This window comes from Bradyrhizobium sp. HKCCYLRH2015 (assembly GCF_051168215.1).
Classification (GTDB): Bacteria; Pseudomonadota; Alphaproteobacteria; order Rhizobiales; family Xanthobacteraceae; genus Bradyrhizobium.
On sequence record NZ_JBNPUO010000005.1, the window covers coordinates 458,058 to 472,598 of the forward strand.

At 64.8% G+C, this 14,541-nt stretch carries 11 protein-coding genes; 5 read left to right on the top strand and 6 right to left on the bottom strand.

Annotated features, from left to right (window positions below):
* Window positions 1-258: 258 nt before the first annotated feature.
* On the bottom strand, window positions 259-1,128 hold the full coding sequence (locus ACQR1H_RS15930; protein ID WP_315803057.1) for an NAD(P)-dependent oxidoreductase: 870 nt from the start codon (window positions 1,126-1,128) through the stop codon (window positions 259-261).
* Window positions 1,129-1,387: 259 nt separating this feature from the next.
* Here ACQR1H_RS15930 and ACQR1H_RS15935 point away from each other — a divergent pair, with 259 nt between their 5' ends.
* From ACQR1H_RS15935 to ACQR1H_RS15950, 4 genes are all read left to right on the top strand, one after another.
* On the top strand, window positions 1,388-1,834 hold the full coding sequence (locus tag ACQR1H_RS15935) for a VOC family protein (protein ID WP_315803058.1): 447 nt from the start codon (window positions 1,388-1,390) through the stop codon (window positions 1,832-1,834).
* Window positions 1,835-1,966: 132 nt separating this feature from the next.
* Window positions 1,967-3,091 carry an Mrp/NBP35 family ATP-binding protein gene (locus ACQR1H_RS15940; RefSeq protein WP_316180639.1) on the top strand — a complete coding sequence of 375 codons (1,125 nt, stop codon included), beginning with the start codon at window positions 1,967-1,969 and terminating at the stop codon, window positions 3,089-3,091.
* Window positions 3,092-3,270: 179 nt separating this feature from the next.
* Window positions 3,271-4,365, top strand: a complete 1,095-nt coding sequence (locus ACQR1H_RS15945; RefSeq protein ID WP_315803060.1) for a TRAP transporter substrate-binding protein — start codon at window positions 3,271-3,273, stop codon at window positions 4,363-4,365.
* 176 nt (window positions 4,366-4,541) lie between these two features.
* Window positions 4,542-5,630 carry a TRAP transporter substrate-binding protein gene (locus tag ACQR1H_RS15950; protein WP_434863912.1) on the top strand — a complete coding sequence of 363 codons (1,089 nt, stop codon included), beginning with the start codon at window positions 4,542-4,544 and terminating at the stop codon, window positions 5,628-5,630.
* A gap of 98 nt (window positions 5,631-5,728) precedes the next feature.
* On the opposite strand, the gene ACQR1H_RS15955 is transcribed toward ACQR1H_RS15950, so the two are convergent.
* The 4 genes from ACQR1H_RS15955 to ACQR1H_RS15970 all read right to left on the bottom strand — a co-directional run bounded on the left by ACQR1H_RS15955 (window position 5,729) and on the right by ACQR1H_RS15970 (window position 9,727).
* Window positions 5,729-7,405, bottom strand: a complete 1,677-nt coding sequence (locus ACQR1H_RS15955; protein WP_434863913.1) for a TRAP transporter large permease — start codon at window positions 7,403-7,405, stop codon at window positions 5,729-5,731.
* Between the two features lie 23 nt (window positions 7,406-7,428).
* Window positions 7,429-8,010, bottom strand: a complete 582-nt coding sequence (locus tag ACQR1H_RS15960; protein WP_315803063.1) for a TRAP transporter small permease subunit — start codon at window positions 8,008-8,010, stop codon at window positions 7,429-7,431.
* Between the two features lie 318 nt (window positions 8,011-8,328).
* Complete coding sequence (locus tag ACQR1H_RS15965) at window positions 8,329-9,219, bottom strand: cation diffusion facilitator family transporter (protein WP_315803064.1); 891 nt, start codon at window positions 9,217-9,219, stop codon at window positions 8,329-8,331.
* A 235-nt stretch (window positions 9,220-9,454) separates the two neighbouring features.
* A complete protein-coding gene (locus ACQR1H_RS15970) occupies window positions 9,455-9,727 on the bottom strand; it encodes a hypothetical protein (RefSeq protein WP_316180645.1) in 273 nt (90 codons plus the stop codon).
* A 486-nt stretch (window positions 9,728-10,213) separates the two neighbouring features.
* Here ACQR1H_RS15970 and ACQR1H_RS15975 point away from each other — a divergent pair, with 486 nt between their 5' ends.
* The gene (locus ACQR1H_RS15975; RefSeq protein ID WP_434863914.1) at window positions 10,214-11,983 is read left to right on the top strand and encodes a tannase/feruloyl esterase family alpha/beta hydrolase; all 1,770 of its coding nucleotides are present in this window, start codon (window positions 10,214-10,216) and stop codon (window positions 11,981-11,983) included.
* A 124-nt stretch (window positions 11,984-12,107) separates the two neighbouring features.
* Here ACQR1H_RS15975 and ACQR1H_RS15980 read toward each other — a convergent pair whose 3' ends face one another.
* Complete coding sequence (locus ACQR1H_RS15980; protein WP_434863915.1) at window positions 12,108-14,369, bottom strand: DUF2235 domain-containing protein; 2,262 nt, start codon at window positions 14,367-14,369, stop codon at window positions 12,108-12,110.
* Window positions 14,370-14,541: the final 172 nt, after the last annotated feature.

Below are 14,541 nucleotides of genomic sequence, written 5' to 3' on the forward strand. Positions count from 1 at the left end.
CCTCCGGAAATGAAATGTTATAACATTTCAAACGGGCGATTCCGGCTGAAGGGCGTCTCGATCTGGCAACACATGCGAACGATTAGCGATTGCAACGGGTATCAGCGAGTCGCAGGGGGCGCAATGGAGCGTTCCGATGCCATTCAGAGCATCTGGCGTCGACGACAGGGCGGGTCCGGCTCGCATACCGAGTCCAATGCAAAACGGCCGCCCGTCGAACCGAGGGCGGCCGCTTGATGGTGTCGACAAGCCCCGGGACTACTTCTCCAGACGGGCCAGCAGGCTCGACGTGTCCCAGCGCTTGCCGCCGAGCTTCTCGACCTCGGAATAGAACTGGTCGACCAGCGCGGTCACCGGCAGATGGGCGCCGTTGCGGCGCGCTTCGCTGAGGCAGATCGACAGGTCCTTGCGCATCCATTCCACCGCAAAACCAAAGTCATATTTGCCATCGTTCATGGTCTTGTAGCGGTTCTCCATCTGCCACGACTGCGCGGCGCCCTTGGAGATGGTCTCGATGACAGCGGGAACGTCGAGGCCGGACTTCTTCGCGAAATGGATACCCTCGGACAGGCCCTGCACGAGGCCGGCGATGCAGATCTGGTTGACCATCTTGGTCAGCTGGCCGGAGCCCGCCGGCCCGAGCAGCTTGCACATCCGGGCATAGGCCGCGATCACCGGCTCGGCGCCGGCATAGGCGTCGGCGGTGCCGCCGCACATCACCGTCAGCACGCCGTTCTCGGCGCCGGCCTGGCCGCCGGACACCGGCGCATCGATGAATTTGAAGCCGGCCTTGGTGGCTGCGGCGTCGAGCTCACGTGCCACTTCAGCCGAGGCGGTGGTGTGGTCGACGAAGGTCGCGCCCTTGGCCATGCCGGCGAAGGCGCCGTCCGGGCCGATCGTGACCGAGCGCAGGTCGTTATCATTGCCGACGCAGCACATCACGAACTCCTGGCCTTCGGCGGCCTGCTTCGGCGTCGGTGCTGCCTTGCCGCCGAACCTGTCGGCCCATTCCTTCGCCTTGGCCGCGGTGCGGTTGTAGACCGTGACCTCGTGACCGCCCTTCTTCACGAGGTGTCCTGCCATGGGGAAACCCATGACGCCGAGACCGATGAAAGCGACTTTAGCCATATGAGCTACCTTGACCTTGGGGTTCTGCCGGCGGCCTTGAGAGGGCCGGGCTGTTCTTGAAAGGAACACATCAGCACCCGGCGCGGTCGCGGCGGTGCTGGACGCCGCACCATACCGGCTTGCGAGGCGGGGGCAACGGCTTCGTGACGGATGCGAAAGCGCCGCCGCGTGCTAAAGAGGCATCATCATGACGGCTTGCAAAGCCGCCATCCGGCAACGAAATCCAGTCAACCAACGAACCAGCCAGGGAGTGTCTCGCATGGGCGTCAGCGTCGGCGTGCTCGATCATTTCAACATCCGGACCCGCAACCTCGCCGAGACCGTGCGCTTCTATGAAGACGTGCTCGGGCTCGAGAACGGCGCCCGTCCGGACTTCGCCTTTCCCGGCGCCTGGATGTACAGCGAGGGCCGCCCGGTGGTGCACCTGGTCGACATCTCGCCGACCTCCGAGGCACAGAAGCCGGACTCCGGCGTCGTCCACCATGTCGCCTTCGTCAGCCGCGGCTTCGCCGGCATGAAGGCCCGGCTCGCCGAGAAGGGCATGCCGTTCGAAGCGCGGCAGGTGCCGGGCGGGGAGCTGTGGCAGATCTTCGTGCGCGACCCCAACGGCGTGATGATCGAGCTCAATTACGAGGCAGCGAAAGAGCGGGCTGAGGATGCGCCGGTGGAGACCGCCTCCGACATCGGAACCATGGTGGCGTTTTGAGCCGGTCGGCTTTATGAAGCGGCGCAACGCAGGGCCGGAGCGGTGCCGTCGCAGACGACGGAAGATCATGTCCGGCCAACAGGATAGGGCGCGACGATGTGGCGCGTTCTGAGCTATTTCAGGAGACGCGCCGTGAGCGTGACGCAGCAGCAGGTTATCGAGGCACTCAAGCGGGTCCGCTCGCCACGTGGCGTGGCGCTGCCGGACGCCGGCGTGCTGTCGCCGATCACGGCCAATGACGGCAAGGTGTTCTTCTCGATCAATGTCGAGGCCAGCGAGGCTCGCGCCTGGGAAGACACCCGGGCGCAAGCCGAAGCCGCCGTGCGCGCCATTCCCGGCGTGACCATGGCGATGATCGCGCTGACCGCCGAGCGCAAGGCGGGCGCTGCCGCCCCGCCGCCGCGGCAAGGCGGGGTGCAGCCGGTCTCGGCGCATCGTCCGCACCAGCATCCGGCGGACTCGCCGATGTCCCGGCAGGCCGCGATTCCGGGTATCGCGGCCGTCATCGCCGTGGCCTCGGGCAAGGGCGGTGTCGGCAAGTCGACCACCGCGATCAATCTCGCGCTGGGCTTGCGCGATCTCGGCCTCAAGGTCGGGCTGCTCGACGCCGACATCTACGGCCCGTCGGTGCCGCGGCTGACCGGGCTGCAGGAAAAGCCCAAGCTCACCGACGACAAGAAGATGATTCCGCTGTCGCGCTTCGGCCTGTCGATCATGTCCATCGGCTTTCTCGTCGACGAGGACAGCCCGATGATCTGGCGCGGCCCGATGGTGATGTCGGCGATCAACCAGATGCTGCGCGACGTCGCGTGGGGCACGCTCGACGTGCTCGTCGTCGACATGCCGCCGGGCACCGGCGATGCCCAGCTGACGCTGGCGCAGAACGTGCCGCTGAAGGGCGCGGTGATCGTGTCGACGCCGCAGGACCTGTCGCTGATCGACGCCCGCCGCGGGCTTGCGATGTTCCGCAAGGTCAACGTGCCCGTGCTCGGCATCATCGAGAACATGAGCTACTTCCAGTGCCCGCAATGCGGCACCCGGTCCGACATCTTCGGTCATGGCGGCGCGCGCCACGAGGCCGAGCGGCTCGGCGTGCCGTTCCTCGGCGAAATCCCGCTGCACATGGACATCCGCTCGACGTCGGACGCCGGCAACCCGGTGGTCGAGAGCGAGCCGAAGGGTCCGCATGCCGCGATCTACAGGACCATCGCCGCGTCGGTGCGGGATCAGCTCAAGGACGCCATCGCCGCTGCTTGATGCACTGCAGCGAAGCGCGTGCGACTATTGGACCGTTTGTCATTCCAACGTCGCGTTTTCGCTTAACCGGTTCCGTGCTAAAGCCCGGCCCGGATCGCCTTCGACCGTGTGCGGCCAATCGCATCGGCGGATAAATGCTTTTTCAACGGGAAACGCCCCCAACAAGGAGATGCCTTAATATGAAGCGTCGTGATTTTCTGAAGGTTTCGGCCGCCGGTGCCGCGGCGACGGCTGCGGTGGCCTCGCCGGCGATCGCGCAGTCGATGCCGGAAATCAAGTGGCGGTTGACCTCGAGCTTCCCGAAGTCGCTCGACACGATCTATGGCGGCGCCGAGTACCTGGCGAAGCAGGTCGCCGAGATGACCGACAACAAGTTCCAGATCCAGGTCTTCCAGGCCGGTGAGCTGGTTCCGGGTCTGCAGGCGCTCGACGCGACCTCCAAGAACACCGTCGAGATGTGCCATACGGTGTCGTATTATTACGTCGGCAAGGACCCGACCTTCGCGATCTTCGCGTCGGTGCCGTTCGGCCTCAACGCCCGGCAGCAGAACTCCTGGCTGTATCAGGGCGGCGGCAACGAGCTCGCCAACGAGTTCTTCAAGAAGTCGGCCAACGTGATCGGCTTCCCCTGCGGCAATACCGGCACCCAGATGGGCGGCTGGTTCCGCAAGGAGATCAAGACCGTCGCCGACCTCTCGGGCCTGAAGTTCCGCATCGGCGGCATCGCCGGCCAGGTGCTGCAGAAGCTCGGCGTCGTGCCGCAGCAGCTCGCGGGTGGCGACATCTACCCGTCACTGGAGAAGGGCACCATCGACGCGGCCGAGTGGGTCGGTCCGTATGACGACGAGAAGCTCGGCTTCCAGAAGGTCGCCAAGTACTACTACTATCCGGGCTTCTGGGAAGGCGGTCCGACCGTCCACGCATTCGCCAACCTCGACAAGTATAACGAGCTGCCGAAGCACTATCAGTCGATCCTCGCCAACGCGACGGTCAACGCCAATACCTGGATGGCCGCGCGCTACGACCAGGTGAACCCGGCGGCGCTGAAGCGCCTGGTCGCCGGGGGCACGCAGCTGCGTCCGTTCACCAACGAGGTGCTCGAAGCCTGTCTCAAGGCGACCAACGAGCTGTGGGGCGAGATCTCGGCCAAGAACGCCGACTTCAAGAAGGTCATCGACGCGATGCAGGCCTACCGCTCGGACGAGTATCTGTGGTGGCAGGTCGCCGAGTACACCTATGACAGCTTCATGATCCGCTCGCGTACCCGCGGCTGATCGTAGCTTCAATCGGCGGATCGACTTGAGCCCGGCCTCGTGAGAGGCCGGGCTTTTGCGTTGCGGCAACGTTTCGCAATGGCACTCCGACGCACTTTGATCCACACTGGAACTGAAGCCTCACAAAGAAGGCTGCTCAGGAAACGAACACAATGACCCCCAGGGAGGGAAGAACTATGAAGCGGAGAGACTTCATCAAGGTGACTGGGCTTGGCGCCGCTGGCGCGGCCGCGATCGCGGCGCCGGCCATCGCGCAATCGATGCCGGAGCTTAAATGGCGCATGCCGACGAGCTGGCCGAAATCGCTCGACACCTTGTATGGCGGCGCCGAGATCATGGCCAAGGTGGTCGGCGAGGCCACCGACAACAAATTCCAGATCCAGCCGTTCGCGGCCGGCGAAATCGTGCCCGGCCTGCAGGTCCTCGACGCCGTGCAGAACGGCACCGTCGAAATCGGCCACACCGCGTCGTACTACTACTTCGGCAAGGATCCGACGTTCACCTTCGGCTCGTCGGTCCCGTTCGGGCCGAACATGCGCATCAACCAGGCCTGGTACATGCTCGGCGGAGGACGCGAGATCCTCAACGAGTTCTACACGAAGTACAATGTCGTCTCGCTGCTTGCCGGCAACACCGGTTGTCAGATGGGCGGCTGGTTCCGCAAGGAGCTCACCGGCGTCAACGATCTCAAGGGACTGAAATTCCGCGTCGGTGGCTTTGCCGGCCGCGTGCTGCAGAAGCTCGGCGCGGTGCCGCAGCAGATCGCCGGCGGCGACATCTATCCTGCGCTGGAGAAGGGCACGATCGACGCGGCCGAGTGGGTCGGTCCGTATGACGACGAGAAGCTCGGCTTCGTCAAGGTCGCGCCGCACTACTACTATCCGGGGTGGTGGGAGGGCGGGCCGATGCTGCTCTCCTTCGTCAACCAGGATCGCTGGAATGCGTTGCCCAAGAACTATCAGAAGATCCTCGAGCACGCCGGCCATTATGCCAACAACTGGATGATGGCGAAGTACGACCAGAGCAATCCGGCGGCGCTGCGCCGGCTGCTCGCCGCCGGTGCCAAGCTGCATGCGTTCTCGCCGGAGATCATGCAGGCCTGCCTGAAGGCCGCCCGCGAGCTGCACAGCGAGGTCGCGGCCACCAACCCCGACTTCAAGAAGACCTATGAGTCGCTGACGGCCTTCGCCGGCAATGGCTACTCCTGGTTCCAGGTCGCCGAGATCGGCTACGACGCCTTCATGGCGCGCAACTCGCAGAGCTGAGGCCGGCGCCGTATCGCGTCAGGAGGCAGCGACAAAACAAAACCCCGGCGCGTTGCGCCGGGGTTTTTCGTGGGCGGAGCGATTGCGCGCCGCGGCTATCACTGCTTCGGCGGTCCGACATCGATCTGCGGCGGGCCGAAGTCGAGCGGCGGCGCATCGATCTGCGGAATCTCGATCTTGATCGAGTTCGGATCGACGGTCGAGGCCGCGCCCTTGTAGTGCATGACCATCGAGGGGAACAGGATCACCAGCATCACCATGACCAACTGAATCACGACGAACGGCACGGCGCCCCAGTAGATCTGGCCGGTCGTCACCGGCTCCATCCGCTTGCCGGTGACGCGGTCGAGATAGGACTCCTTCGGCGCCACCGAGCGCAGATAGAACAGCGCGAAGCCGAACGGCGGATGCATGAACGAGGTCTGCATGTTGACGCCGAGGATGACGCCGAACCAGATCAGGTCGATGCCGAGCTTTTCGGCCGCGGGCCCCAGCAGCGGAATGATGATGAAGGCCAGCTCGAAGAAGTCGAGGAAGAACGCCAGCACGAACACGAAGGCGTTGACGAAGATCAGGAAGCCGATCTGGCCGCCGGGCAGTGACGTCAATAGGTGCTCGACCCAGACATGGCCGTTGACGCCGTAGAAGGTCAGCGAGAACACGCGCGCACCGACCAGGATGAAGACCACGAAGGCCGACAGTTTTGCGGTGGACTCGACGGCCTGGCGGACCAGGTCGAAGCTGAGCCGCCGCTTGATCGCGCCGAGGATGATCGCGCCGGCAGCGCCCATCGCGCCGCCCTCGGTCGGCGTCGCGAGCCCGATGAAGATCGTGCCGAGCACCAGGAAGATCAGGAACAGCGGCGGCACCATCACGAAGGTGGTCTGCTGCGCCATGCGGGACAGGAAGCGGTATCCGGTGGTGCGCTCCAGCACCCAGTTCACGACTGCGACGGCGAAGGCAAACACGATGCCGTAGAACATGCTCAGCACGACGAAGTCGGCGCCGTGATATTCCGAGCCGCGCATCATGAACCAGCCGAACACGCAGCTCGCCAGAAACAGCACGCCCAGCGATTTCAGGCCGCGGTCGCCCGAGTCCTCGCGAAAGCCGATCGCATCGGCCGGCAGGCCGGGCGCCGATTTCGGAAAGATCATGCTGGTCAGGAAGGCGTAGAGCGCATAGATCGCGGACAGCACGAGGCCGGGGATGAAGGCGCCCTCGTACATGTCGCCGACGGACTTGCCGAGCTGGTCGGCCATGACGATCAGGACCAGCGACGGCGGGATGATCTGCGCCAAGGTCCCGGAGGCGGCGATGATGCCGCTGGCAAGCCGGCGGTCGTAGCCGTAGCGCAGCATGATCGGCAGCGAGATCAGGCCCATCGAGATCACGGAGGCGGCGACCACGCCAGTGGTGGCCGCGAGCAGCGCGCCGACGAACACGACCGCATAGGCGAGGCCGCCGCGGATGGTGCCGAACAGCTGGCCGATGGTGTCCAGCAGGTCCTCGGCCATGCCGGATCTTTCCAGCACCAGGCCCATGAAAGTGAAGAACGGAATCGCCAGCAGCGTGTCGTTGTTCATCACGCCGTAGACGCGTTCCGGTAGCGCCTGCAGGAAGTCCGGCCGGAATTCGCCGAGCTCGATACCGACGAGGGCGTAGAACAGGCCGACGGCGCCGAGCGAGAAGGCTGCCGGATAGCCGAGCAGCAGCATCACGACCAGCGAGCCGAACATGATCGGCGCCATGTTGGCGATCAGAAAAGCTGTCATTGAAGTATCCCCCAGCCCGCCGCTTACTTCTTTTCGATCGCTTCGACGAGGTGCTCGACCTCGGCCTCGATCCCGTGGGATTTCGCAGCGTGGGGATCAGGGATGAGCCCGCGCATCACGGCGATGCGCTTGATCAGCTCGGAGATGGCCTGCGCCAGCAGGAACACGAAGCCGATCATGATGAGCGATTTCGCCGGCCATTGCGGCAGGCCGCCGGCATTGCTCGACTGTTCGTTGATTTCGAACGAGCGCAGGAAGAACGGCACGCTGGTGATGATCATCACGACGCAGAGCGGAATCAGGAAGAGCACGTGGCCGACGACGTCGATGGTGTCACGCAGCCATTTGGGCATCATGGCGTTGACGATGTCGATGCGGATGTGCTCGTTGTCGAGCAGCGTCCACGGCGAGCACAGCAGGAAGACCGCTGAGAACAGCACCCACTGTAGCTCGAGCCAGGAGTTCGACGAGGTGTCGAGCGTCTTGCGGACGATGGCGTTGATCGTGGAAATGATGACGGCGAGCAGGATCAGCCACGCCAGCCGCTTGCCGGTCCAGGTCGTGAACGCATCGATCCCACGGCTCAATTTCAGCAACGCTTGCAACGCAATCCTCCCCCAAATGTCTTGCGACGTCCCATGGCCCGTTCTGGCTGCGCAGCACATGGCGCAACGGCCTATCCGGCCCGGCAGGCTCAAAAAACGAGGGCACCATTTCAGCGCCTCGTGTTGCCGTCAATCGGAAAAATGGGCAAAAAGGGGCGTTGCCGCAACATGTTGCGGGAGTGGCGACGCCGCGCCACAGCCGTCTCCGGTTGCCGGAGCCGGGCGATCGGCGGCCGGTGCCGGGAGCTGAACGGGCGGCGTCCGAGGGCGGAGGGCGCGCGAATGCGGCCGACCGAGCGCGTCCTGCGCGAGGCGGTCTTACAGCACCACCACGCCGGAATGCTTGGCTTTGTTTTCGGGTTCGACGTGGATGGTGATCCAGCTGTGCTCGTCGTCCTCGCGCAAGGCCGCCTCGATCCGGTCGCAGATCTCGTGCGCCTGGTTGACCGACATCTCTCCGGGCACCACGAGGTGGAACTCGATGAAGGTCAGCTTGCCGGCATGGCGGGTCCGGACGTCGTGCGCCTCCAGCGCCCCGTCGGCATGCGCGCTGATGATCTGGCGGATGCGCGCAAGCGTGGTGTCGGAGACCGCCTCATCCATCAGCCCGCTGGTGGATTCCTTCAGCACCTGCCATCCCGACCACAGGATGTTCACCGCGACCAGCACCGCCAGCGCCGGATCGAGGATCGGCAACTGCAACATCACCGCGAGGCCGAGGCCGACCACGACGCCGCCCGAGGACACGACGTCCGTCAGCAGGTGCCGGCCGTCCGCCACCAGCGCCGGCGATCGCAGCCGCTTGCCGCGCGTGATCAACAGCCAGCACCAGACCGCATTGATCGCGCTCGCCAGCGCGTTCACCGCGAGGCCTTCCGCAGGCGCCGAAAACGCGCGCGCATTGAAGAAATTCCCGTAGGCCTCATGGATGATGAGCAGCGCCGCCACGACGATCATGACGCCCTCGATCACCGCGCTGAAGTACTCGACCTTGTGGTGGCCGAACGGATGGTTGGCATCCGCGGGCTTGGCGGCGATGCGCACCGCGCCGAGCGCGACCACGGCGGTGACGACGTTGACGATGCTCTCGACGGCATCGGAGTAGAGCGCGACCGAGCCGGTGATCCAATAGGCAAGATATTTCAGGCCGAGCACGATCGTTCCGACCACGAGGCTGCCGATGGCGAGCTTGAGCGATTGCGAGGCCATGATGTCCTGATCCGATCCCGCGCTGGGGTACTCAACGCTGCGGCGGAACGCAACCAGGGTGGAAGCGGTTCGGTGTCGGGAAGGAGCTGATGCCCCCGGTTTTTATGGCCGTCGAGACCGCCTATAGCGGCGGTGTCGCTCCGATGGAGAAGTGATCTGTGGAAAACAGAAAGGTCGCGCCCACGGACATGGGCGCGACCTTGTCGGCAAACGCCAACAAGAATGACGCCGCCGACTACTTCTCTTTGATGACCGTGGTGGTGCTGGTGGAGCTGCCGACCGTGCCCTCGTCCTCGCAGACCTTGGTCTGGCGGATGCGGTCCTCGGCTTCCACGCGGCTGGTGAACGCCATCGGTCCGATCTGCGTGACGACCTCGCGGTCGGCGGGGCGTGTGGTGGTGATGGTGCAGCGATGGCTCGGTCCCTGCACGATGTAGTATTCGTCAGCAAGCGCCGGAGCGACCGATCCGATGATCACTGCGCCGGCAAGAAGAAGGGGTGCTTTCATCGTCGCCTCTCTTTTCCAAGAACAGCCAAAAGGGGAGCGAGGGGGCGATGAGGAGATCTTGTCCTCTTCGTTCGACGCTCTCCGCGTTTGCAACTCGGTCGACTGGTCGGGGTTCCGGCACGCCAGACGCAGCCTGTGTTGATGCGATGCAGTGTCGGCAACGATGGACGCGAGATTTCGTCAGGGCGCAGCGACGCCAGCGCAGGCCCGCGGTGGCTCGCTGGTCGATGTCGGCTGCGACGCGGACGATCGCGCAAAGTCTCCGCGGCGGGATCCCTGACATGCCGGTGGCGAAGCTGAGCGAACGGTCTGTGCTCGGCCGATCCGCACATCGTTTCCCAAAACGCGGGCACGCGACGCGAAGATATTTGCAGACCGGCTCGGCTTGCGGTGACGTTCTTCCGGGCTTCACATTCTGATGCGACCTTATGTTGTGGGGCGGCCCACATGCGCCGTCGGCTCAGACGGGGAAGCGGGGACTCGGACATGCTTGGGTTGCGTCTTTTCGGCTTGATCCTGGGAGGCCTGACCGCGATCGCGGCGATCGCGACGCCGTGTGCGGCAACACCGTGCAGCAACCTGCAGACGCTCGCGCTCGAGCATACCACCATCACGCTGGCGACCGACATCACGAGCGGCGTCTTCACCGTTCCCGGGAGCAATCCGGCGCAAGACATCACGGGCCTGCCGGCGTTCTGCCGCGTCGCCGCGACGATCGCGCCGACCGTGGATTCGGCGATCAAGATCGAGGTCTGGCTGCCGGCGTCGACGTGGAGCGGGCGGTTTCTCGGCCTCGGCAGTGGCGGATTCGGCGGCTACTACGACTATGGCGGCCTCGCGTTCCGCCTCAAGGCCGGTTACGCTGTTGCCTACACCGGTCTGGGAACCGGGACCTCCGGATGCACCGTTCACTACTGCGGATCGGACGGCAACAAGGGCAACGCGCTCGCGATCGCTCTCGGCGACAAGGCGACCCCGAGCCTCGGGCTCTACGGGCATCCCGAGCGGATCACGGATTTCGGCCATCGCGCGGTCCACCTGATGACGCTGCGGGCCAAGGAGATCGTACAAGCATACTATCAGCAGAGCGCGACCAGGGCCTATTTCTTCGGCTGCTCCACCGGAGGCCACAGCGGACTGATGGAGGCGCAACGCTATCCCGAGGACTATGACGGCATCCTGGTCGGCGCGCCGGCCTACAATCGCACACACCTGTATGCGACGACGCCGCTCGGATGGCGCAACACGCATGCGACGCCGGGGCGGCAGATGCAAGCCGGTCAGATGTCGCTGATCAACAAGGCCGTCCTGGCGCAATGCGCTGGGCGGGATGGCGGAGTCGCAACGGACCAGTTCCTGAACAATCCGCGGCGCTGCCGGTTCGATCCTAAAGTCCTGCAATGCACCGGCGGCGACGTGCCACCGGCATGCCTGACCGAGGAACAGGTCACGACGATGCAGAACTATTATGCCGGCACGGTCGACCCGGTGACCGGTGAAAGGATCGTTCCGGGCTTTGCACCGGGCAGCGAGACCGAGGATCTCTCGGTGAAGGGGATTATGCTCAAGCAGCAGCTTCCGGAGCCGCTGTTTGATGGTCCCCTGTATTGGGTCTACGGTCCGACCTTCGGTCAGCCCAGCAGCGCCGTCAACTACACGAATTTCGAGATTCACCGTGACCTGCCGGCCGTGGAGGCCTTGCTGGCCGAGCCGCTGAACGCCACCAGCCCGGATCTCACGGCCTTCCGGGAACGCGGCGGCCGGCTCATCATGTATCAGGGGTGGGCCGATGAGCTTGTGATGCCGCAGAACACGATCGACTACTTCAACTCGCTTGTGAAATTCGACAGCCCGTCCTTCGCGACGCGGCGAGGAGACGAAGCGCAGGTCGGCGCTGACGTCGCGGAAGATCGGTTCGGCGGCGATCACGTGCGAGCCGGGCTGCAGCGAACCCTGAGCTACGCCCGCCTGTACATGGTGCCGGGCATGTATCACTGCGGCGGCGGACCTGGCCCCAACGCGTTCGTCTTCCTTCCGGCGCTCCAAGACTGGGTCGAGAACGGCACGCCGCCGGGGTCCGTCGTCGCGACCAAGTACGTCAACGACACGGCGCCCGATGTGCAGATGACGCGGCCGCTCTGTGTGTTCCCGAAGATCGCGCGATACAACGGCCGCGGCAGCACCGACGACGCGGCGAGCTTCTCTTGCGTCGAGGGTGGGCACCGTCATGACCACGGTCCGCACGACGAGCAGTGAGGCAGGTGTTTGAACACAGCGAAGCGGCTCGCCGACAATCGATGATGACCTCGTCCCTGCATCAGAGAACCGCGATCGACGTCGCGATGTCGATACGCCGGTCCACACCGTCGGCGATGGTGATTCACAGCAGCCTGACGCTCACCTTCGCCTTGCCGGTGTTGTTCGGATAGAATGCATCGTACATCCAGGGCAGCCCGATCACCGCGTCGTTGACATAGAGGAACAGCTCGCCGCCGCGGTCGGCCTTGAACCTCGCCTTGTAGGCTTGAGGTGTCGTGTTGGGCGCGGGAACGGGGTCGAGGAAATATTCGTCGACGCCGGTCTCGCCGACCCTGGCGATCAGCCGATACCACGGCCGGAACAGAACGCGGCGCAGCAGGATGCCTGCGTAGAACTTCAAGCGGGCGTAGCCCTGGACCGTCGAGGTGCGATAGCCGGCGGGCGTGACCGGCCGCCCGGCGTCCTCCCACGGATCGGTCATTGTGACGATGATCTCGTAGGAGAAGCCGGGACGGACGCTCAAGCCGGTGGGCGCGCAGACCGCGTCGGTCGAGAAATCCCGGGCATCCTGCGGAATGCCCTTGTCGACCGCGACGAGCTCGCGCGCGGGCGTACCATGGCAGAAGGCGCCCATCGAGTCCGCGGCGTTGAACAGGAAATGGCTGATCAGCGTGGCCGCAAGCCAGACGGTGCCGACAGCGAGGAAGAACGGGCCGACATGCCGCTTGCCGTTCCTGATGACGAACTGATAGGCGCGATTGGTCCGGAGCGCGTAGATGGTCCGATGCACCAGGCCGGACGGCATCGGGGGTGATGCCCGTTCGCGCCAGATTACGCGCATCCGGTCGCCGATGCGGTCGCTGAGGCCTGTCCCGAGCGCGGTCAGCACGACCAGGATGATGATCCCGAGGGCGAACCATTCGGGATTGGCGGCGTACCAGTCCGTCCACCAGTGCAGGGAGTTCGGCAGGAACGATTCGACCAGCCGGACCGCTTCGGAGACCATCCTGATGGGAGAGTCGTATTCGTGCGTGCGATTGAGGTCGTGGAACAGCCAGAAGGCCGCGAGGTGGAGGGAGGCCGCCAGCGTTGCGAAATAGGCGAGGCGCCTGAACCACACCAGATTCCACAGCTTCTCCTGGGCCGCGAACCGGGCGGCCGCGCCGGCCGGCGTCTCGAACGTGGTCGGCCCGAGCGGCGTCAGCGTGCCGTCGTAGCGGACGATCAGGTAGTTGTCGGGCAGCCCGATGGGCGCGTAGGCGTTGCAGCCGCTGTCGATGCGGTCGAAGACGCTTTCGTGAATCTTCGGCATCGGCACCTGCACGCCCGCGGCTGGGTCGTTGCAGAGGTCCGACACCTTGCGCGGGCCGTAGCGATAGTAGGAGCCGAGCCCGGAGCGCGAGTTGTACAGGCGTCCGTCCTTGTCCTGGGACGTGACGATCGACCTGATCGCATCCGGATCGGCCTCGGGCGCGGTCTTGAAGATCAGGCCGCGCTTGATGGCCTCGCCGACCAGCCAGGTCAGCGGGACGTAGGAGACGGAATCGTCCGGATAGCCGCCGCCGACATTGCCGTGCATGCCGACGAACCAGACCTGAACCAGCCGTTCGTCATCGATCGTCCTGGCATCCTGCGGCTTGGTCTCGCCGGCCTCGGTCCAGAGCACCGGATGGAATGTCGTTCTCTCGTCGTCGAGCGCGAGCGCGTGGCGCGCGCATGTCACCCGCGGGTTGAGCACGCGATTGGGCAGCTCGAGCGGCCACACCCAGTTGGAGATGCCTCGCGTCATCTCGTCGATCGGCAGTCCGTAGGCGGCGACGGTGTCCCACAGCCCGATGAACTCGATCGCCGGGAGGCGTTTTCGCTCGAGGAGGTCGAGAGATTTGCGGCCCATGATGCGGTCGATCACCGGCACCAGCACATGATCGCGAAGCCAGCGGAACGGCACCTCGATCCGCCAGATCGAATGGTAGCCCTTGGCGCGATAGGCGCGATAGGCCTTCACGGCGCCATCGTGCAGCTCGGCCTCGGTGCCGGCAACGATCAGGCCCTGGTCGAGCATCAGCGCGGCCAGCACCCGCACGGTGAAGGCGCCGCGGCTGAAGCCGAACAGATAGATCTTCGAGCCATGCTCGTGGTCGTAGTTGCGACAGACGAACTTGTAGGCGTCGAGGATGTTGCGCTTGAGACCGAAGCCGAACGCGCCGCCGAGCAGGGCGAGAGGGACGAACGACGATGTGCCGACGCCGTCGTCGTACTTGGCCGCCTGGGCATTGCTCTGCAGGTCGAGCGCCTGGAACATGCGCCAGACGTTGGTCCGCCACACGCTCGACGCGGCGTTGCCGGTCCCGTCGGACAGGATGATGATCTTGGGACTCGCCATGCAAAGGACCCCGCTCGACATTCCCCCGGTCGAGAGCCGGGAGCGTAATACGGACGATCGGGAAAGCAACCTGAGATGGTGTGAGGCTTTCGGCGGCGTGGCCGGAGGATGCGGGACGCCGCTGCAGCGACGCGGCGACCCGAGGACGAAAATGCACTGCGCTGCCACCGAA